25 protein-coding genes are annotated in these 20,686 nt (G+C 42.2%); 17 read left to right on the plus strand and 8 right to left on the minus strand.

Features of this window, described 5'->3' with window-relative positions:
• Nucleotides 1–2 precede the first annotated feature (2 nt).
• The 3 genes from rfbD to ASE42_RS02200 all read left to right on the plus strand — a co-directional run bounded on the left by rfbD (nucleotide 3) and on the right by ASE42_RS02200 (nucleotide 2,201).
• Complete coding sequence (gene rfbD, locus ASE42_RS02190; RefSeq protein ID WP_056765482.1) at nucleotides 3–857, plus strand: dTDP-4-dehydrorhamnose reductase; 855 nt, start codon at nucleotides 3–5, stop codon at nucleotides 855–857.
• Nucleotides 850–1,305, plus strand: a complete 456-nt coding sequence (locus ASE42_RS02195; protein ID WP_056765485.1) for a dTDP-4-dehydrorhamnose 3,5-epimerase family protein — start codon at nucleotides 850–852, stop codon at nucleotides 1,303–1,305. The genes rfbD and ASE42_RS02195 overlap by 8 nt, the downstream gene beginning before the upstream one ends.
• A gap of 104 nt (nucleotides 1,306–1,409) precedes the next feature.
• A complete protein-coding gene (locus ASE42_RS02200) occupies nucleotides 1,410–2,201 on the plus strand; it encodes an SDR family oxidoreductase (protein WP_303621350.1) in 792 nt (263 codons plus the stop codon).
• A 13-nt stretch (nucleotides 2,202–2,214) separates the two neighbouring features.
• On the opposite strand, the gene ASE42_RS02205 is transcribed toward ASE42_RS02200, so the two are convergent.
• The 6 genes from ASE42_RS02205 to ASE42_RS02230 all read right to left on the minus strand — a co-directional run bounded on the left by ASE42_RS02205 (nucleotide 2,215) and on the right by ASE42_RS02230 (nucleotide 8,314).
• Entirely contained in the window at nucleotides 2,215–3,408 is a 1,194-nt protein-coding gene (locus ASE42_RS02205; RefSeq protein ID WP_056766816.1) for a pyridoxal phosphate-dependent aminotransferase, read from the minus strand.
• 17 nt (nucleotides 3,409–3,425) lie between these two features.
• Nucleotides 3,426–4,847 carry an ATP-grasp domain-containing protein gene (locus ASE42_RS02210; protein ID WP_056765488.1) on the minus strand — a complete coding sequence of 474 codons (1,422 nt, stop codon included), beginning with the start codon at nucleotides 4,845–4,847 and terminating at the stop codon, nucleotides 3,426–3,428.
• Nucleotides 4,848–4,862: 15 nt separating this feature from the next.
• Nucleotides 4,863–5,624, minus strand: a complete 762-nt coding sequence (locus ASE42_RS02215; RefSeq protein WP_056765489.1) for a glucose 1-dehydrogenase — start codon at nucleotides 5,622–5,624, stop codon at nucleotides 4,863–4,865.
• Nucleotides 5,621–6,328, minus strand: a complete 708-nt coding sequence (locus ASE42_RS02220) for a cupin domain-containing protein (RefSeq protein ID WP_056765490.1) — start codon at nucleotides 6,326–6,328, stop codon at nucleotides 5,621–5,623. Before ASE42_RS02220 ends, ASE42_RS02215 begins: the two co-directional genes overlap by 4 nt.
• Before the next feature lies 1 nt (nucleotide 6,329).
• A complete protein-coding gene (locus ASE42_RS02225; RefSeq protein ID WP_024423797.1) occupies nucleotides 6,330–6,932 on the minus strand; it encodes a bacilysin biosynthesis protein BacA in 603 nt (200 codons plus the stop codon).
• Nucleotides 6,933–7,081: 149 nt separating this feature from the next.
• Complete coding sequence (locus tag ASE42_RS02230) at nucleotides 7,082–8,314, minus strand: MFS transporter (RefSeq protein WP_056765491.1); 1,233 nt, start codon at nucleotides 8,312–8,314, stop codon at nucleotides 7,082–7,084.
• A gap of 145 nt (nucleotides 8,315–8,459) precedes the next feature.
• On the opposite strand from ASE42_RS02230, the gene ASE42_RS02235 reads away from it, so the two are divergent.
• Nucleotides 8,460–8,939, plus strand: coding sequence for an Lrp/AsnC family transcriptional regulator (locus ASE42_RS02235; RefSeq protein WP_056765492.1), 480 nt, complete (start codon nucleotides 8,460–8,462; stop codon nucleotides 8,937–8,939).
• A 13-nt stretch (nucleotides 8,940–8,952) separates the two neighbouring features.
• Here the strand turns inward: ASE42_RS02235 and ASE42_RS02240 are convergent, their stop codons facing one another.
• Both ASE42_RS02240 and hemQ read right to left on the minus strand, forming a co-directional pair.
• A complete protein-coding gene (locus tag ASE42_RS02240; RefSeq protein WP_056765498.1) occupies nucleotides 8,953–10,113 on the minus strand; it encodes an MFS transporter in 1,161 nt (386 codons plus the stop codon).
• A 67-nt stretch (nucleotides 10,114–10,180) separates the two neighbouring features.
• Nucleotides 10,181–10,951 (minus strand): hydrogen peroxide-dependent heme synthase, encoded by a 771-nt coding sequence (gene hemQ, locus ASE42_RS02245; protein WP_056765501.1) that lies wholly within the window; start codon nucleotides 10,949–10,951, stop codon nucleotides 10,181–10,183.
• 240 nt (nucleotides 10,952–11,191) lie between these two features.
• On the opposite strand from hemQ, the gene pta reads away from it, so the two are divergent.
• From pta to ASE42_RS02310, 13 genes are all read left to right on the plus strand, one after another.
• Nucleotides 11,192–12,163, plus strand: a complete 972-nt coding sequence (gene pta / locus ASE42_RS02250) for a phosphate acetyltransferase (protein WP_056766819.1) — start codon at nucleotides 11,192–11,194, stop codon at nucleotides 12,161–12,163.
• 131 nt (nucleotides 12,164–12,294) lie between these two features.
• Nucleotides 12,295–13,146 carry a MurR/RpiR family transcriptional regulator gene (locus ASE42_RS02255; protein WP_056765504.1) on the plus strand — a complete coding sequence of 284 codons (852 nt, stop codon included), beginning with the start codon at nucleotides 12,295–12,297 and terminating at the stop codon, nucleotides 13,144–13,146.
• A gap of 152 nt (nucleotides 13,147–13,298) precedes the next feature.
• Nucleotides 13,299–13,970: an RraA family protein gene (locus ASE42_RS02260; RefSeq protein WP_056765506.1), complete on the plus strand. Its 672-nt coding sequence runs from the start codon at nucleotides 13,299–13,301 to the stop codon at nucleotides 13,968–13,970.
• Between the two features lie 11 nt (nucleotides 13,971–13,981).
• Nucleotides 13,982–14,860: a prephenate dehydrogenase/arogenate dehydrogenase family protein gene (locus ASE42_RS02265; RefSeq protein WP_056765507.1), complete on the plus strand. Its 879-nt coding sequence runs from the start codon at nucleotides 13,982–13,984 to the stop codon at nucleotides 14,858–14,860.
• 42 nt (nucleotides 14,861–14,902) lie between these two features.
• Entirely contained in the window at nucleotides 14,903–16,237 is a 1,335-nt protein-coding gene (locus ASE42_RS02270; protein ID WP_056765508.1) for a TRAP transporter large permease subunit, read from the plus strand.
• A gap of 13 nt (nucleotides 16,238–16,250) precedes the next feature.
• A complete protein-coding gene (locus ASE42_RS02275) occupies nucleotides 16,251–16,517 on the plus strand; it encodes a hypothetical protein (RefSeq protein ID WP_034281262.1) in 267 nt (88 codons plus the stop codon).
• A gap of 175 nt (nucleotides 16,518–16,692) precedes the next feature.
• The gene (locus tag ASE42_RS02280; protein ID WP_056765509.1) at nucleotides 16,693–17,088 is read left to right on the plus strand and encodes a YwqH-like family protein; all 396 of its coding nucleotides are present in this window, start codon (nucleotides 16,693–16,695) and stop codon (nucleotides 17,086–17,088) included.
• Between the two features lie 4 nt (nucleotides 17,089–17,092).
• Nucleotides 17,093–17,371, plus strand: coding sequence for a YwqI/YxiC family protein (locus ASE42_RS02285; RefSeq protein ID WP_056765510.1), 279 nt, complete (start codon nucleotides 17,093–17,095; stop codon nucleotides 17,369–17,371).
• Between the two features lie 11 nt (nucleotides 17,372–17,382).
• Complete coding sequence (locus ASE42_RS02290) at nucleotides 17,383–19,077, plus strand: T7SS effector LXG polymorphic toxin (protein ID WP_056765513.1); 1,695 nt, start codon at nucleotides 17,383–17,385, stop codon at nucleotides 19,075–19,077.
• Between the two features lie 22 nt (nucleotides 19,078–19,099).
• Nucleotides 19,100–19,432, plus strand: a complete 333-nt coding sequence (locus ASE42_RS02295; RefSeq protein ID WP_041108221.1) for a hypothetical protein — start codon at nucleotides 19,100–19,102, stop codon at nucleotides 19,430–19,432.
• Between the two features lie 220 nt (nucleotides 19,433–19,652).
• Nucleotides 19,653–19,925: a hypothetical protein gene (locus ASE42_RS02300; RefSeq protein ID WP_041108219.1), complete on the plus strand. Its 273-nt coding sequence runs from the start codon at nucleotides 19,653–19,655 to the stop codon at nucleotides 19,923–19,925.
• A gap of 69 nt (nucleotides 19,926–19,994) precedes the next feature.
• Nucleotides 19,995–20,264 carry a hypothetical protein gene (locus ASE42_RS02305; RefSeq protein WP_041108217.1) on the plus strand — a complete coding sequence of 90 codons (270 nt, stop codon included), beginning with the start codon at nucleotides 19,995–19,997 and terminating at the stop codon, nucleotides 20,262–20,264.
• Between the two features lie 20 nt (nucleotides 20,265–20,284).
• Entirely contained in the window at nucleotides 20,285–20,680 is a 396-nt protein-coding gene (locus ASE42_RS02310) for an SMI1/KNR4 family protein (RefSeq protein ID WP_041108215.1), read from the plus strand.
• Nucleotides 20,681–20,686: the final 6 nt, after the last annotated feature.

Here is a 20,686-nt window from a genome sequence, read left to right on the forward strand (position 1 = left end):
GGATGAAAGTTTTAATCACCGGTGCAGGCGGCCAATTAGGGAAAGAATTGAGCAGACAGCTCAAAGAAAAAGACATGACCGTCATTGCCTTAACGAGGAACATGCTCAATATCACAGACCAGCAGGCAGTTAGACATGCGATGAGACACTATCAGCCTGATATTGTTGTCAGTGCAGCAGCCTATACATCTGTTGATCAATGTGAAACAGAAACCGAAAAGGCGTATCTTGTGAATGGCATTGGCGCGTACTATACAGCCCTGGAAGCAAAGCGCGCAGGCGCTGATGTGTTACATGTCAGTACAGATTATGTGTTTGACGGTCAGGCGGACACCCCTTACCAAATCGATGCACAAGCAGATCCTCAAACCATTTATGGAAAGAGTAAGAAGCTTGGTGAGGAATTGATTCAGCTTGTGTCAGACGAAGTGAAAATCATTCGTACCTCGTGGCTTTATGGACATGAGGGGCATAACTTTGTGAATACCATTCTTCGGCTCGCTGAAACGAAGGATCATTTGCGCATTGTGAACGATCAAATAGGGTCTCCTACTTATACAAAGGATGCAGCCGAGGCCTTGATTCATTTGTTTGAACAGAAGGCAGGCGTGTACCATGTCAGTAACCGAGAAAGCTGTTCCTGGTTTGATTTTGCGTCAGAAATTGTGATGAAAAGCGGTCTTTCCGCCACAATTGAGCCGATTTCCACGGAAGAGTACGGCTTCCAAACGCCTCGCCCAGCCTATTCTGTCTTAGATCTTCAAGCGATTGAAGCCACAGGCTGGGAGCCGAGGCATTGGAAGGATGCACTTCACGAATATTTGCAGAAAGAAGGGAGATGGCAACAGCATGATTGATGGTGTTCAAACGAAAAAACTCATGAAACATTGTGATGACCGCGGCTTTTTTGCAGAGCTCATTCGAGATGATGAACCGATGCTGAAACGCTTTGGTCAGGCGTCATGGTCGAAAAGCTTTCCAGGCGTGATCAAAGCCTTTCATTATCATGAAAAACAAGACGACGTTTGGTTCTTCCCGGCAGGTCATGCACAGGTTGTGTTATATGATTTGCGAGAGGACTCTCCCACAAATGGGCAAACCGATGTGTATTATATGGGGGAAGACAATCCGATGCTGCTTCTCATCCCAAAGGGTGTCGCGCATGGCTACCGTGTACTAGGTGAGACGCCGCTGCAAATTGTGTATTTCACAACAGAATCGTATGACCCGAAAAACCCAGATGAAAAGCGAATCGCCTGGAATGACGAAACGATCGGGTTTAATTGGGAAACGACATTTAAATAGAGAACGGGGGGCCTTTCGCAGGAGAAAGGTCTTTTTTTGTTGAAATACATTCTGTATGTGTCATTTTATGTATATGTACTAAGCTGATAAGAAAAGGGATGTGGATGAGTTTGTCTAAAAGAATTGCGTTTGTAACAGGAGCAAGTACAGGGATTGGAAAGGCCATCGCCGTAAAGCTTGCAGCTCAAGACAATGTAAAGGTCATCATCAATTCTAGAAATCAATCCTCGCTAGAAGAAGCGCAGCAGCACATTGGGCGTATGGCAGAAACAAAGGAGCAGGTGGCTCTTTTCTATGGGGACATGTCAGATGAAGGAGTGAGGGCTGAGGCTTTTACGAAAATAGAAAAAGAGTTTGGCAGACTGGATGTGTTGATTAATAACATTCCAGGGGGGAAGCCGGATACCTTTGACTCATGTGACAGCGAGCAGATGATGGCAGCATTTTCTCAAAAAGCCATTGCGTACATTGATACGATGAAGCGTGCGGCAGCGATGATGAAACGACATGAATATGGCCGGATCATTCAAATTGTCGGGAACCTATGGAAGGAACCCGGTGACCAAATGTTTACGAACAGTATGATGAATGCAGCGATTATTAATGCTAGTAAAAATGCTGCCACACAGCTTGCACCTTCAGGGATCACAGTGAATTGTTTAAACCCGGGATTTATTGCTACAGATCGGTATGAACAATTTATCGGAAACATGATGCGTAAACAGGCATTATCGCGGGAAGAAGCTGTACAGGCTGTAGCGTCAGGAATTCCAATGAAAAGAGTGGGGTCAGCGAGTGAAATGGCTTCATTGGCCGCTTTTATTGCATCAGAGGAAGCCTCCTATCTTACAGGACAACAAATATCCGTCGATGGTGGTTCGATGAAAAGTATATAATATTAAAAACCCGCTATATGCGGGTTTTTTGATTAAAGCGAATCGGAAGGATGCGAAGCCGGTCGATAAACAGGGCAAGCTGTTCAATTGGAGCAACCATTGAGATGCGGACATGACGCCTACCATGTGCTCCAAACACACCCCCAGGCGTGACAACAACATCAGTATGTTCGAGTAAATAGTCAGCAAATGCATGAGAATGTTCAAAATCATCAGGGATTGGAGCCCATAAATAAAAGGCACCAGCTGGATGTTCGATGGACCATCCTAGCTGCTTTTCGGCCTGACGGATGAAGAAGTGAATTCGTTCAAGGTAGACCTCTTTTAATGATTGTATGTGACAGTCATCACTTTGCAAGGCGACGGTTGCGGCTTGTTGAAATCCGCCATACATACTGACAAACACATGGTCTTGGAAGGCATTAATGGCTTGGATGATGTCCTCATTACCTACAGCAAAAGCGACTCTCCATCCTGCCATATTAAATGTTTTGGATAGAGAATATAATTCCACTCCTACGCTTTTCCCAAGAGGAGCGTTCAGAAAGCTTACTGGTTTTTGCTCATAATGAAATGAACCATAGGCAAAATCATGAATGACATGTAGTCCGTGAGCCGATGCAAAATCAGCAGCCTCTTCAAAAAATGCATCATTTGCCACAGCACCTGTTGGGTTATTCGGATAATTTAAGAAAAGAACCTTTGCCTTTTTGAGCACCTCCGGATCAATTGAAGAGAGATTTGGCAAATAGCCATTTTTCGATTCAAGTATGATGCAGTAGGGCTTAGCGTCTGCCATCAAGATCCCAGAATGATATTCTGGGTATCCTGGATCGGGGATGAGGGCAACGTCCCCAGGGTCAAGCAGACACTGACTCATGACATAAAGTCCTGTTTTCCCTCCATTGAAAAGAGCAACTTCTTTCTGTGGGTCTATCTCAGTGCCGAACTCCTTTTTGTAGAAATCTGCAATGGCTTGCTTGAAAAAGTCGAAGCCTCTAAAAGGTGCATATTGCTGAAATTGCAAAGTGGCTGCTGCCTCTTGAAGGGCGCTTACGATATGTGCAGGAGTAGGAAGATCGGGATTTCCCTGACCAAGGTTTATGATGTTCGCTCCGTTTTGTGCTTTTTGCGCAATTTTCTCAAATACGGTTCCAAATTTCTGTTCTGGCAGCCGTTTAATCATGTTAGATGGTAAGATCTCCACCACTTTACCCTCTCTTTCTATCCCTTGACTAATTCATCCATTAAATGAATGGCAGCTTGCTTCTGTAAGTTGCGGATGGATACGGCAACATCCTGTGAGGATGACCCTTTTAACTCAAGCGACACGATGCCGTTAAAGGCTTCAAATAAAGATAGATCGACAAAGGTGCCTTTGGACGGGACGGATTTACTGACGATCACAGTATCTCCAACTAAAGCATCCTGCGGAATATGGATATGATCAATGGTGATATGTGTGGCCTCTGCCGGTATGTGTCCGCTTTCTTTGAAATGCTGAGGGTATAAATGGCAGTCTGCTATATAATGCGTATGTCCAGAAAGCAGCTCTTTTGGCAGCTCCGCTTTTTTTCCATCGACTAATACATCGATCAGCAGCTTGGCCATATCCACCCCAAACACTTTTTTGATATTCGGAATCATATTCCAGCCAGCAAATCTAGCTGCGGATTCGATCAGTCCTGTTTCTCGATTTTTCATGAGCTTGATCTCTGTATGGGTCGCACAGTTTTCAAGACCCAGCCCTTCATTTGCCTTCTTAGCTGCTTCAATGATGATTTGCTGGGCTTCATTGTCTAGGATCGAGGGAGTAATATGAGCCGTTTCTGTAAAACCGATTTGAGGGGTCTTGTCATGTATGACAAAAGGGATATATTCTCCCTCCACGACTAACCCTTCTACACTGACATAATCAGAATAGCCATCCTCCTGATACCAATCCTTGTAAGCACCCTCTAAGTACGTTTCAGCGACAAATGGTGCTTCATATGTCACAGCGTTTGGGACGGGAATCGTTTGCAAATAGGATTGTACGTTTAAAAAGAGATCATCACTGCCGGCTCTGTCATGAAAAAGGGTCACACCAATGGAGCTTGCTAAATATGTAGGCTTTAAAATAAGCGGAGTCCCGATATGTTCAATAGCTTGCTGGAAATCAGCTAAAGTCGTGACAGGCTGAGTTTTCACCGCTTTGACACCAGCAGCGTTGAATGCAGCCCTCATTTGGCTTTTATCACGTGCCTTTTCAGCTGCTTTTACCCCAGCGCCGCGCAGCCCCAGCCTCTCAGCAGCTTTTGCCATTGGTGCAATGAATAATTCATTATTGGTGGTGATGGCATCAGCTTTGAAAAAGGAAGCCACACGGACTAGGTCATCTACCACTTCCTCCTCTGATTTCAGATAATCATCATGTGCCCAGTAAATAGAATCAGGGTGTTCAAAAGAAGGGTGTGTCTCAAAATAATCACGATCTTTGATGACGGCAATGGAGTATTTTTCGATTAGTTCAGCGTGACCCTTTGTAATGGCAAAGGGTCTCGGAATATAAGAAACGATATGATAAGATGCCGCCACGCTTTCATAAAACATATGGGGCGGGCATCCTCCTAAGTCAGCAATGACAAGTACGGTTTTTTTACTCAATGAAAGCACTCCTTTTTATCTAGCGGTGTATCCGCCATCTGCTGTGACAACACTTCCGGTCATATAGCTGGATAGATCAGAGGCGAGAAACAGCATCACGCCCGCAATTTCTTCGGGTTTTCCGAGACGAAGCAAGGGATTCACCTTTGCTTTTTCCTTTTTGACAACCTCAAGACTTTCTGAATGATTGTCTAAAAAGGATTTTTCATTTAATGGCGTATCAATGATGCCTGGGGCGATACAATTCACCCTGATTTGATGAGCGGCATAGTCGATCGCCATCGATTTGGTGAGCTGGATGACACCGCCCTTTGTTGCGTTGTATGCAGGAATGTCAGGCCAGCCAACGAGACCTCCGACAGATCCTGTATTAATAATACTTCCGCTTTTCTTCTCAAGCATATGGGGCAATGTATGCTTACTCATAAGAAATACACCAGTCAGGTTGACCTGTAGAATGTGGTTCCAATCCTCCAATGTCATCTCGTGAATAGGTGAGACAATTTCGATGCCTGCATTGTTAATCAAAACATCAATTGTCCCGAATTGGCTCAGCACGGATTGAATGGTTTTTTGACAGTCAGCCTCATTCGTAATATCTGTTTTGAAAAACGCAGCATGTTCATGAGGCAATGATTCAATGAGTTGTTTTCCGCTATCTTCATTGATATCAGCCACTGCTACTTTTGCTCCGTGCTCAAGGAAAAGCTTGACGGCGGCAAGCCCAATCCCAGACGCACCTCCTGTAATCAGGACGACTTTTCCGGCAATGTTCATTTCTTCACCTTAGATGCTTTTGGCTTTAAGCGGTTATAGCGTGGAGGGAAGAAGAGATTAATAGACTTTGATGCTTCTGGCTTTGGATTAATGGCGCCGTGATCTTCTTTTGGATCACAGAAGTAAGTCGTGCCAAATTCCATCTTTTCTGTAAAGCCTTCAATCGTCATATCGTACCCACCGCTAATGCAAATCCCAATTTGTTCATTACGGTGCTTATGAAAAGGCATTTCCCCGCCATTTCCCGGAATGTTGGCAATCATAAGCTCCATCCAGTCCTCCACAAAAAAAGTCACTTCCATGCCAGGAAGTAAATCACGCGTTTTGAAAATATCTAAGAAATAAGTAGGAGGAGCCGTATATTCCTCGCCATCTTTTAATCTCTTAATATCAATGGCGATCACTTCCTCATCTGTCAGATTCGATGCGCTGTGAGGAACGAATGGTGGTGCAATATAGGCTGATTCTAATGGGGTCAGCAATTGGGTCGATTGGCCGACCGTCATTTGAAGCTCGCCTTTTAATACGATGCCGATTTGTGCTTCTGGATGCTCGTGAGGTTCGATGATCGTGTGAGGAGGGACGTATGAAATTAACACTTCCGTATCGCCTCTGACAGTAGAATATTGGATGACACCATTATCCCATTCTCGTTTTTTCGCTTGAGGAAAATATAATTCTTGCACCTTTTGTTCAGTTGTCATGTTACATCTCTCCTTTTCCGAATATAGACCAGCTCATAGGAATGCTTTTAAATGTTCGAATGAAGGTGAGCCCGTATGTAGCTCTTGCCACCTCATTGGTTAAAGCGAAATCAAATTCGCCGTCTCTTACCTTTTGTGCGGCTGTACTTGTAGAATTGACAAGCTCAAATTCAGCATTTTGATGAATAAAATATTGAATCAAATTCACAGGTGCAGGATGAGAAACAATTTTTAAATGGTGAAGCATTTGTTCTTGAAAGGGGAAATCTGGTCTGACAGCCAAACCATACATGGGCGTGTCACATCTGAATATTTGTAAAAGCTGTAGGTCAGGTCTCATGTAGAAGTGTTTGATTCCTTCGTATGCGTGTGGAACGAGAGTGTATTGGAGTGCGTTAGAGAGAGTATGTTCAATGCAAGTTTCGAATGTGTCGTAAAGGGATAGTTTCGTATGGGTGCCGAGTGTAGTGGTGGAATGAGAGATGAAATGTTTTGCTGCATATTCACTGCTTGTCCCCTTAGGGCCTAATGTATTGACTGTAAACATCTTAGGTGAAACGATGGGCTCTTCTTTGAAATGAAAAACATCATTCTTTAAGATCATGTTTACCATCCAATCTTTTTCAAATTTTTACTAGATTATAAAAAAATAAATTGGCAATTGTCAACAAAAATTATAAAAAATGTATTTTATGATGATATTAAAAATTGATCTAAAAAACTGCACATATCGAGATGTGCAGTGAAATGAGCTCACGTTTCAAATGTGTTTTTATGTTTCTGCTGTAAGGTTTTTTCGCGTTTATAGCTGACGAAGCTGATGAGAAAACCAACAAGCGTAATGAGTGCACATACAAGCCCTACCGTATGATAGCCGAAATGGACATAAACAGGTCCCATCAGAGCGGACCCAAGCATAACGGCAAGATTGGAAGCAAGGCTGTAAAAAGCCATCACTTTGCCTCGGTGGGTTTGAGAGCAGTCGCTCAGGACGGTGCTCAAAAGCGTGACAGATAAACTTTGCATGGCACCCCAAATAAATAAAGCGAAAATGAGCAATGTCCATGAAAACGGTGCATAAGGAAGTAAGGCAAGAACGAGCGTAATGCCGCCCAGCACAAAGAAAAGTGAGCGTGTTTTGCCAAACCAATCTGCTAATTTCCCGGTAAATATACTCATGGAAAAACCAACGCCATAAGCCATGATCAGAAGTCCAGCTGTTGATTGCCCCCCTGAAAACAGACTTTGCAGGTAAGCCCCTAAAAATGAGTACATGCCATAAAATCCAAGCATGTTACAAAATGTCACGGTCAAATAGGCTGGGACTCGGTCAATTTTTAAAGCCCCCCATATAGAGCCTGATTTCTCCCTAGCTTGAGATGCCTTCGGATCAGCTGTGGCGACTTGTTTACGAGATTCAAGGATGACGAGCAGCAGGACAACGAGACTCATCATGGCGAAAATCCAAAATGTCCAGCGCCAGTTCAAACTTTGACCAATAAAGGCGCCAATGGGCACACCAAGGACAAGAGAAAGAGACCAGCTCGATACAATGAGTCCCATCACTTTGCCGCGATATTCGTATGGAACTCGGTCGCCCACAAGAGCATAGGCTGTTGGCACAAATACACCAGTCGCCAGCCCAGAAATAGCACGGCCTGCAAAAAACACGGCCAAATTTGGGGCAGCAGCACACATCACTGTGCCAACCAAAAAGAAAGACAGCCCAATAATCAAACACAGCTCTCTTGAATACCGGTCCCCTAAAGGAACGAGCAGCGGAGCTCCAACCAGCACAGCTAACCCATAAATGCTGATGGAAAGAGCGAGAACATCAAGAGAGTGCTGAAAGGAGTTTGATAAATCAGGCAGCAGTGGTGAAATCACCAGCTCTTCCGATCCCGCAGCAAAAACGCCAAGTGTGAGTGCGATGGCAAGTGTGATGGGAAATGTTTTAGAAGCCTGGCTGTCTAAAGATTCTTTCATCAAGTGATCCCTCCATACTTGCTTTTTCATTCAATTCCGTTAAAATAAATTCTACCATTATTTAGTTTTATTTTACATTTCGTATCATAAGTATTATCATAAAATACTTTTCAAATGGAACGATTTTTGGATAGGAGAGGTACGAATGAAAATCACCGATGTAGATGTGCATATTTTAAATGAATTGAGAGAAGATGCCCGCTTATCCATGAGGGAATTGTCCAAACGAGTGAATTTATCAGCACCTGCGGTAGCAGAAAGAGTGCGTAAATTAGAGGATGCAGGGATTATCGAAGGGTATTCTGTTCAGGTCAATTATAAAAAATTAGGGCTTCTGATTGACTGCCTGCTGGAAGTTACGGTGTTAAATGGGGAGTATCAGCGTTTTGTGGCTTTTATGAACGAGCACCCACGCGCCTTTTTTGCTTATCGAGTGGCAGGGCAGTCTTGCTTTTTCATTAAGCTGTCTGTTTCTTCTCTTGAAGAAATTGAAGCCTTTATTCAAGAAGTGTCTGGATTTACAAAAACCGTCTCCCATATTGTCTTGTCAGAGCACTCTTTTTCCCATCCAATTCAGGAACGCTTGAAACAAATAGAAGATCCAGAAATGACCGTGGTGAAATAAAAAAGGACCTGACTCAGGTCCTTTTTGTTCTTCTATCTGACTGATAGCTCATGATTGTAATAATGAGGCCAATAAATGTCACAGCAGCAGCAAATAACGGAACAAGCTGTAAATGTGTGATTTCGATAGCAAGACCGCCAAGCGCTGCACCGCCGGCATTCCCAATATTAAAGGCAGAATGGCTGAGCGTCGATGCGAGTGTCGGTGCTTCATGTGCCATGTTCATCGTGCGGTATTGCAAGGTAGGAACAAGAATAAATGAAATGATTCCCCAAACAAAAATGGTCAGCACGGCAGGCACTTTGAATTCGGAAGTGACTGTAAACAATAACAGGACAGCAATGAGCAGGATCAGTGTCACCATAATACTTGGCATCAGCCTCCAGTCAGCAAGCTTTCCGCCAACTAAATTCCCGATGGTGACCCCAAGTCCAAATAGGACAAGGATGAGCGTCACCCCATTTTCCTGAAAGCCAGTGACTTGCAGCAAGATTGGGCTGATATACGTAAAGGCTGTAAATACACCAGCAAAACCAAAGATGGTCATTGCAAAGGAAACGAGTACTTGTGGTTTTTTCAAAACGGATACTTCATTTCGAATATCGAGTACTTCTTCTTTCGACTGATTTGGGACTAAGCTGATGATACCAATTAAGGAAATGAGACCAATGACGGCAATGACTAGAAAAGACATACGCCAGCCGAATTGATTTCCGATAAAGGTACCGAACGGCACACCGAGTACATTGGCAACTGTCAGTCCTGTAAACATGAAACTGATCGCGCTTGCGCTTTTCTCTTTAGGCACAAGCCGTGCAGCCATAATGGCTCCGACGCCAAAGAAGGTTCCATGAGCAAATGACGTTAAAATACGAGCGGCCATTAATAGACCATAAGAGGTCGAGACAGCGGCAGCAGCATTTCCCGCAACGAAAAGAATCATTAACAGAATGAGGAGACGTTTCCTCGACATTTTTCCAGTCGATAACGTTAAAATAGGTCCGCCAACTGCGACACCAAGTGCATATCCAGTAATCAGCTGTCCTGAAGCAGAAATTGATACATGAAGGTCGTTTGCTACATTTGGTAAAAGTCCCATGATGACAAATTCAGTCATGCCAATCGAAAACGCACCGAGCGTTAACGCAAAAATAGCGATGGGGAAGTTTTTCATGATGTGATCACCTTTCTAAACAAATACATAAAAAAGCTTCGGAGAGATCCGAAGCCTTAAGAGTTTATCATACATGGAAATAAGACGCCAGCTGCTCGTTTGCTAATCGGTTTCCAACAAAGAAGGAACCAAATTCGCCGTAGCGTGCACTGACTTCATCAAAACGCATTTCATAAACCAATTTTTTAAATTGAAGCACATCATCAGAGAAAAGGGTAACGCCCCACTCATAATCATCAAAACCAACAGAACCTGTAATGATCTGTTTTACTTTCCCAGCATAGCTTCGGCCAATTAAACCGTGGCTTCTCATAAGAGATTTACGCTCATTCATGGAAAGCATGTACCAGTTGTCATTGCCAGAACGTCTTTTATCCATTGGATAGAAGCACACGTATTGAGAAGAAGGAAGCTCTGGATATAAGCGAGCACGTACATGCGGGTTCTCGTAAGGATCTCCGCCATCGCCGCCTCCTGCTAAGTAGTTGCTGAGCTCAACAACTGAAACATAAGAATAAGCTGGAATCGTAAACTCTGCTAGTCGTGTCTTGTTGAATTCGAGTTCAATTTCACCTAGTTCTTCCATTGTCGGACGTAAAATCATGAGCATAATATCTGCTTTTTGGCCGACAATACTATAGATTGTTTGGCTTCCAGCTTTATCTTGCTCAGCTGTTTTCCATTTTTCCAATAGACCTGTGAATTCATGAATGATGGCTTGGCGCTCATCACTTGTCAGCAGCTTCCAAGCTGTCCAGTCGATTGTTCTAAAATCATGCAGCGCATACCAGCCATCTAGTGTTTGAGCTGCTTCATTTGTTGTATGTTGTTCGCTCATTTCTTTCACTCCTATTAACAGTTTTCCATCTGTTCCAACTATAACATAGTTTGTCCAAATGGAGATGTGATCAAAACTTGAACGAGGAAAACAGCTTTTCTCAAAATTGATTAAATTAGTTTGAAAAATAAGAATTTAATTTGTAAGCGCTATAATATAAGTTGGTAGTTTGAATTTAGGTAGAAGAAGAGTATGCTTAAAAGAGAACGCTTTTTTTGTAAAATCAAGGAGGGTATTGAAGTGGCAGATATTTTTTCAACAGTTCAGGAAAAGGTTGCAGGTAAAGGAGTAAAGATCGTTTTTCCTGAGGGAATGGACGAACGCATTCTAACAGCCGTTCAAAAACTAGCAGATGGCAAAGTATTGCAGCCAATTGTGGTAGGAAAAAAACAAGAAGTTGAAGCTAAAGCAAAAGAATTAGGTCTTACACTTGCTGGTGTTGACGTGTATGATCCTCATACATATGAAGGTTTTGAAGAGCTTGTACAAGCTTTCGTAGAAAGACGTAAAGGCAAAGCAACAGAAGAGCAAGCAAGAAAAGCATTACTGGATGAAAACTACTTCGGTACAATGCTTGTGTATAAAGGTCTGGCAGACGGACTTGTGAGCGGTGCAGCACACTCAACTGCTGACACAGTGCGTCCAGCACTTCAAATCATTAAAACAAAAGAAGGCGTAAAGAAAACATCTGGCGTCTTCATCATGGCTCGCGGCGAAGAGCAATATGTGTTTGCTGATTGCGCAATCAACATTGCACCAGACAGCCAAGATCTAGCTGAAATTGCGATCGAAAGTGCAAACACAGCCAAAATGTTTGATATCGAACCACGTGTGGCAATGCTTAGCTTCTCTACAAAAGGCTCAGCAAAATCAGACGAAACAGAAAAAGTATCTGAAGCAGTTCGCATTGCAAAAGAAAAGGCACCTGAGCTTGTACTTGATGGAGAATTCCAATTCGATGCAGCTTTCGTTCCTTCAGTAGCAGCGAAAAAAGCGCCAGATTCCGTCATCAAAGGCGACGCCAGCGTATTTGTTTTCCCTAGCCTCGAAGCTGGAAACATTGGCTACAAAATTGCACAGCGCTTAGGTAACTTTGAAGCTGTAGGTCCTATCCTTCAAGGCTTAAACCAGCCAGTAAACGATCTATCAAGAGGCTGTAATGCCGAAGACGTTTACAACCTTGCGCTTATCACAGCAGCTCAAGCACTATAATGATCTCGACAAAGGCAGCCAGTACGATAGATTCGTGCTGGCTGTTTTTTTGATGACAAATGTGTACAATATAGGGGGAAAAGAAAAAATTTTGATCGTAGATAAAGCCGATAGAATGGGCAGGTGCTATAATGGACGATTTAATACATAAGCTTCAGCATAAGGTCGCGGGATTAACCGAGGCACAAAGGAGAATTGCAGATTATATCGTGCAAAATCCAATGGAGGTCGCGTTTTTAACTGTAGATAAATTGGCGTCAAAAGTAGGGACGAGTACAGCGACCATCATGAGATTCTCTGCTGCTGTAGGGTATTCCGGTTTCTCCGAGCTTCAAAAAGAGCTTCAATCAAATATGAAGCATAAAGCTGCTCCTCAAACGAGACTTGAAGCGAACCTCAAGCATTCAAATAAAAGTAAGCTTTTGCATAACCATGTCGAGCTGCAATTTCAAAATATCCAGTATGCTTTAGACAATATCACGGAAGAAACCTTTCAGCATATTGTTGAAAAAATAGCCAGCTCCCGCCAGGTTCTGTGTACAAGTGTCCGAAGTGGAAGACCTGTTGGAGAGTATCTGTCACAAGGAATCAATCGCCTGTTGGGGAACTGTCAATATATTGATGCAGACAAAAGTGACTGGGTCGACGAACTCGTTCATTTTCAATCTGATGATTTCATTATAGCGGTCAGCTATCCTCGCTATGCAAAGCGTATAAAGGATTTGCTGGAGGCAGCGAAGTCATATGGGGTGGAAGTGCTTTTAATTACAGACAGCTACAGCTCTCCACTAACCAAGTATGCACAATATGTATTACCATGTTCCTCAGCAAGTGCGGGCTCTCATAACTCTGTCGTATCTGCTATCTTTATCGTAGATTACATTTTAAGTGCCTTAGCCATTAATGACCCTGAAAGGACAAAACCTCGTTTAGATCAAATCAATCATATGTTAACGAAAATGAGTTATCACACAACACATTAGTCGTGTGGTGACTCATTTTTTTATTTTAAAATTTTATGAAAGCGCTTTACTAAATAAAAATGAGATGGTATGATCTTATCACAAAAGTAATATATATTACTTTATATAATATTAAATGTAATGAATATAACTAAAAGGGGATGAAGGAAACAATGAGTACTGTTCAATTCGTGTCAAATGATCTAATAGATCGGGCAAGAAAGCTTAACTCAACTTTGCTGTCAGACGTGATGGGATGCACCGGTGCGATGGATCATCAAATCAAACCAGTTGCAAGAGGCATGAATGTAGCAGGTACAGCTTTTACCGTTAGCTTACGGCCAGGGGATAATTTATTTCTTCATCAAGCGATCTACTCTGCAAAAGAAGGAGATGTACTGATTGTTGATGGAAAAGACCATAAGGGTCATGCATATTTAGGGGAATTGATGGCAGGTGCTGCAAAGGCTGTAGGAATAGAAGGAATCGTGATTGACGGGCTTGTTCGCGACAAACTCGCTTTAGAGGAACTAGCGTTTCCGATCTACAGTAAAGGGTTTATGCCAAATGGACCTTTTAAAGATGGTCCTGGGGAATTGAATCAAACCATCTCGTGCGGCGGTGTCAAAGTAGCACCAGGTGATTTAGTCATTGCAGACGATGATGGAGTCGTCATCGTTCCAAAGGAAAAGGCGGAACACCTGCTGACACTAGCGGAAGAGAAACAAGCGTATGAAAATCAAAGATTAAAAACGATTCAACAGTATATGAACGAAGGAAAGCAAGACATCAGTCTTTTAGCACCGCCATGGCTGGAAGGCAGAATGAAAAAATATCAGGGATAGGGGAATTTGTGATGATGATAGGCTTTATTGGATATGGAGAAGCTGCATACGAGTTGTCAACGGGATTGAAATCAGAAGGATTAGACCAATTTTATGCGTATGATGTACTTTTACAAAATGAGAAATTGGCTGGAGCGATAAAAGAAAAAGCAGCCCGTACAGGAGTGGAATTGACAAGCAGTATCAGCGAAGTCATTGAGAAATCTGATATTGTGATTGCTGCTGTGCCGGCAAATAAAACCTTAGAAGTGGTCCAATCCGTATCGGGAAGTTTGAAAGAGAATCAAGTATATGTAGATGTATCGGCATCAACCCCAGACATCAAAAAACAAGTGGCAAACGAAATTGAAAAGCAAAAAGCTCTATTCGTAGATGCTGCCATGCTAGGGCCTCTTCCAGTCAACAAACACAAGGTTCCGATCACGGCAAGCGGCAGTGGAACTGACCAATTCATGAAAGTAATGAATGCTTATGGCATGAATATCACAAAAATCAGTGACCAGCCAGGAGATGCTTCGGCCTTGAAGCTGATCAGAAGCGTTTATATGAAGGGGATCGTTGGTCTCATGATTGAATTTTTGGAAATTTCCAAAAAATATAATGTGGAACAACAAGTGATTTCTTCACTAAGCGATACAATGGATAGCAAAAGTTTTGAAGAGACTATGAACCGTCTTGTGACAGGGAGTGCACTTCATGCAAAAAGGCGAGCGATCGAGCTTCTTGGCTCTATTGAAATGCTAGATGAAGCAGAGGTTGATGCCAGTATGTCTCGGGCAGCACAACAAAAGCTTGAGAGATTAGCAGACTTTCAATTCGTTGAACGGTTTAATGGGAAAAAGCCGGCGAGCTGGGAAGAAGTCATTGACGTGATGCAGCAGGGGCAATAAATTGTAAGCGTTTTATTTAACGAAGGGGAGGCGAAAAACGATATGGGTTTTATTGCGTTGATTGTATTCATAGCTGTCATCATTATATGGAATGTCTTCGTGAAACGGAATATGGGAGAAGCCATGCTATTAGGCTTTATTGCAACCACATTATTTGGCGGATTGGATGCATTAAGACTTTTCTGGGATGGATTAAAATTTGCATCCACATATGAGGTGCTCTATGCAGCTGTTGCATTTGTATTCATGGCCTATTTAATCGAAAAGCTGGAATTAATTCATGCACTCTTGCGAATCTTAAATTCGGTTGTAGGAAAACTTCCTGGTGGGGCGGCTTATATGAGTACGTTAGGTTCAGCAGTCTTAGGTGCTCTTTCAGGTTCAAATTCTGCAAACACAGCGGCCACTGGCTCTATCACAGCTTCTTGGATGATTAAATCAGGCTGGAGCCGAACCCATACAGCCACGATTTTAGCAGGGAATGGCGGACTTGGGGCAGCACTGCCTCCGAACTCTTCCATGTTTATCATGCTGGGGTTTGCACCAATTGCAGCCCTTGTATCTGAGGGAGATTTATATATTGCCCTGTTAATAGGAGGACTGTATCAAGTCGTATACCGATTTATTCTTGTGTATATTCTGGTGAAAAAGAATAAAATTCAAGCCATGCCGCCAGATGATATTCTTCCTTTTAGGGAAGCTGTGAAACAAGGGTGGAAGTCGATCTTTATTTTTTTCGGTGCCTTGATTCCTATCATTATCACAATAGGTCCGCTGGCAAACTACTTAAAAAGTAATCCGAACATTGGCCCAGAGGCAATGGATCAAATTTCTTTAATTACGTGGATTCCGATTCTCATGATGTTAATTAGTTTAACAATTGGAAGGAAAAAGGCGTCTGCACTAGATTGGTCTCAGTTTTTCAAGTCGGCCATTCCTAAGTTTACAACGATCGGTGGCTTGATGCTGTTTGCTGTTGCTGCTAGTCAGGTGCTTGCTGAATTAGGATTGGCAGAAGATTTGACGCAAATCACATCAGTACTTACCATTCCGAAGTGGCTTATGGTGCTCATTGTGGGAATTCTTGTCACGCTGGTGGCTGGGCCATTATCTTCTACAGCCACGTTAACAGCTGTTGGACTTGTCTCATTTTCAGCTCTAGTCTCAGTCGGAGTGGACCCAGTTGTGGCTGTTGTCGCCATTCTTGCTTTTTCATCGACAGAAGGTGCTTCCCCGCCGGCATCAGGATCGATTTTCATTGCTTCTGGTCTTGCAGGGGCCAGACCGGAGAAAACATTTATACCACTGATTCTCTACTATATGCTGCCGATCGTAGGAATTGGCTGGCTCATCGGAATGGGAATACTTCCAGTATAGAAAGGAGAAACACATGAGAGCATTGATGGAATTTTTATTTAAAGTGCTGCTTGTCCTGTTCTTAACGTCAGGAGCCCTGTTGGTATTCGGTCAAATACTAGGGATTCTTTTGCAAAAGGGAGATATGATCATTGCAAGTACGAACCTATTCAAAAACCCAACATTGGTGTTAAGTGCCTTTTTCAGTCTTGTCGGTTTCTCTCTCCATTATATTCCTGAAAAGAAAGACACCTCATTTAGCGATCATCCATCAGCAACAGCAGGTGATTCGCTCAAATAAGCAATAAGAAGCTGGATTCAGTAAATGAATCCAGCTTTTTTGTGCGCGAGAAATAGGTATTAAAACCCAATACGTACGATTCATTTTTTGGTAAATTCACTTTCAATCATATGCCTCTTGTGCTAGTAAATGGTAACATAACGGAGGACTATTTAAGGAATAGAGGTGTTTAACCATATCTGGAGCAATCATCGGTTATAAAGCAGCCTTGTATTCGTTAAAGGCAGATATATCTATTAAAAAAGAACAAATCATCGAACTTAATATGTGCCGAAAAGAAATCAAAGAGGCAAAATGGGCCCTGTCAGATGCCAGCAAAAAAATCACTCATCCAGATCTGACATCACATACATGGTTTGGCCATTTGGCAGACACGTTTGATGACATTCGAGATGGAATGGCTTCCGCCAGTCAGGAAATAAAAGGTGTACAGCTGACCAATCTATTAAATCGAATCGATGAGAAAATCAATGATTTCACATCGGAGATCCATTCGTTAGAACATGAAATTCATTCGGTTGAAAGAAAAATAGAGAAAGAAAAGCAGCAACAACTGGAAAAAAGAGGGTAGTCACATGAGCAGAGAAATTAAAATAGATGCCAGTCAGGTCAAACGAGTATTACAGCATGCAAAACAATCAGGCGCTCAAATGAATGCAGCCCTTCCAACAACCGTCAAAGGAAGAAATCAGCTCCTGACGGTAGACACAATAGAAAAGATCAATCAGCAGCTGAACGAATTAAGTACATCCTATATAGGCATTCTTCAGAAACAGCTTGTACAAACAGAACAAGCGGTGAACACCATGATTGAAACGGACAAGGCGCTTGCTTCCAGCAGTAAAAGAAAATAAAGGAGAACGCAATGAAAACCCTTGACGCCTTTGCGCTAATAAATGGAATAGATCAAACGCTGAATGCGTTAAAGCAGCAGTCGCAGCAAATCAGCTCCCTAGAAAAACAAATCAATCACATCATCTCACTCGATGGCGCACTAAAGGGAGAGGCGGGACAAGCCATCCGCGCCTTTTATACAGAATGCCATATTCCCTTCCTGCAATTCTTTCAGGTCGTCATTGAGGAATATAGCGCTGCATTAAAAAACACAAAGCAGGCTCTTCACGCATTAGAATCAAATGAGCACGGATTTATATCACAAGCATTTATCGAACATGATCTTGATCAAGGCTTAAAAAAAGCTGAACGAACGATTTCTGAAATCGTATCAGAGGTAAACCACGCCATTGGCAGAGTTGGTCATATTGTTCATTTACCAAATGTAGACGAATCAGTGTTTCAGCAAAACTATCAAAAGGCATGGCTCGAGACCTCAAGAACCATTGGTCTGCTTCATGCATTTGACCGGGAGCAGACAAGTGCTTTACATGAAACCAAAAGCTCCCTTCAAACAATGAAGCAATACATCGACACCTTAAGTACCATGTTCACCGGCCCAAAAATCGACATCACGAGCTATCAAAAGGGATCTATTTTCAAAGATGGAAAAGAAGAGAAAATAAGCAGCACCATCAGTGGATTAAAAGATAAAATAGACAACCCAAAAGACAACCCATTGATGATTATGCTGAAGAAACTTAGAGAGAAACAACAGGCGAATGTGGAGACGGTTGTTCGAAATGACACCCATAAAAACATCAGTAAACAAGTCACAGCAAACGATCCATCGCTTACGACATTGCAAAGGGAAGCAGTGAACGGGAAAAACAAGATTCATAGAGACATCAGGGTCATAAATGGTAAACTATTCAACGTAAAAGGCATTAAAAAGTTAAAAGAATTCGACATCGCAGATGAAGTCGTCACTGATCCGTCGGATATTGATTTTATTGGCGGACGATACACCGTTTACGCCAATAAACAAATCATCCGAACGTATATCGCAAACGGCGAAATAAGAATAGAAGAAGTCGACAAAATTCCAGAAAGCCGCAGCCGTGGCAACGCTAAACGCATAATAGACGGTGAAGTCGTCTCAACCACCGAAAACATCATCCTAGAATACAGCGGCATCTACGACGGCTACCGAGCCGTTACTGGCAAAGACCCAGAAACCAGCCAAAACATCAGCAGCACAGACCAAGCTCTATCCGCAGCCTCTATCATCCCAATAACGAAAATAGTGAAGGTTGGGAAATATGTTTTTAGGTTGGATCAAGGGAAGAATGTGAAGAGGGTTAAAACACCTACTTATGGTAAACAATCCGTACCAAAAGGACCGTACCGTGAAGTAAATGGTTTCCCTGCAAAAATAAAATCAGGAGCTCAAGAAAAACATATTCCAGAAACACCAAATTATAAGCAAGAAGTAGCAAATGGAAAAAAGAAAAGCATTTTTTACGGAGATAATAAAAAGGCACAAGAATTGCTGGATCAATATGCAGGGACAGGAAAAGAATTGGGTAAGAATAAAGAAAGGATAGACTTTGGCCAAGCGATAGGAAAATACTATAATATTGATACTGGAAAGTATGAAGAGACTACTAAGGGAATGATACATTATGGAAAAGATGGTGCTCACATCGTACCAGCGAGGCCTTAAAATGATAAATCGGAGGTAAAAAATGGGTTATGATTCTTTGATTGGAACATTAATAAAGTATGAAAAAAAAAATATGATTTTGGAATGGAATAGTGGATTGAAAATCTTAGGAAAACTAGATACAGTTTTTGAAACAAGTAATATGTTAGATGAAGATGATATTAATTTTACAGAATATATTGCTGCTGCTTTCCAAGTAAATGATATTCTATCTCATCCTAATGAAAGCAGTGGCAGTGTATACGATTGGTTAATTCAAGAGAAAAGCTCTTTAGTTGAGATATCTCTTTATGATGATCCACCAAATAAGATTTTGGTAGATGGTCAAATAGTATGGGAATTGGCAGATGAGTAACAATTGACAAGCCCTCGGTAAGAGGGCCTTTTTATATTTATGAGTTAGCGAAATATGCTTCAAGTTGATCGTTGGCAAAACCGGTTTCTGTAGGTTCATAACTGGGGCAGTTTGGGCTGAAATATGATAGCGCATGTGTATCATCAAAGCTCAATAAATATTATTAACAGTAAAGTACCATTGAATGATTTAAATAAAACCTTGAAAATAGGAGCGTTCAATGAACAAAAAACAAAAACTAACGAAACAAATCCAAACAGTCATCAACATCCTAGAAAAAGAATATCCACAAGAAATCAATCAAGGTGTTCTCCAATTAATATACAAAAGATATAAAAATGCACAAAGGATCATTCAGAACAATGAAGATCTCCAAAAGATTTTGATCATTGGCGGGGTGAGAGCTTATTTGGATAGTTATAATGACTATCTAAACCCCTTTCTAGATGAATTACATAAAGCAGAGAGTTTGCTTAAAGAAATGCTGTCATAGATAGGACGGTTGTCTGTAGTACTGGAATCAAGTCTTGTATCGGGCAGCAAAACAGAGAAAGGAATGCCTATGGAACATAAACAATACAAAAACAAAAAAACATCCAACTGGCTATTAAGTATCAGTGTTCTGATTGTTATAGGAACAGCTTTGCTGAGAGGAGTTTCTTACTCAGATGCTGATTATCGCGGTTTCCCTATTGATTGGCTAGTTCTGCACGGACATCATACTTTTGAATTTCTAGTGTGGGGTTTTATACTTGACGTGGTCATTTTCTATTTTCTTTTAAAAATGCTCCTTCGTTTGTATAAAAGGGTGATGAAAAAATCAGCGGCTTAACATAGAGGAGGCTCTTAAAAATGATCAATTTACCCCAAATCCCACATTTGCACGTGAACAAACCAGCCAGTGACATACATATCACAGAGGCAGAATCACAGCTAAACATGCTGCTGCCTTGTGCTTATAAGGCTTTGCTGAAACAGACAAATGGATGTTCCATTGGCGGTGAGGTGCTTCTATACGGTACGGAGGACATGGCGGAACGCAATGCAACATGGGAGGTTCAGCAATATGCAAGCGGTTATGTAGCAATTGGCGACGATGGCGGCGGACAAGTATTTCTCATGCGGCTGGCTGATGAGGAGAAAAAGGTGTGGATGGTGGATGCAGGTGTGATGGACCCTCAGCATGCAGAGCTCCTAACCGACAACTTTCTGAAATGGGTGAGTGAGGGCTGTAATATAGAAGCGTAATCCAAT

The sequence above is a fragment of the Bacillus sp. Root920 genome, from assembly GCF_001429445.1.
GTDB classification, from domain to species: domain Bacteria; phylum Bacillota; class Bacilli; order Bacillales; family Bacillaceae; genus Bacillus; species Bacillus safensis.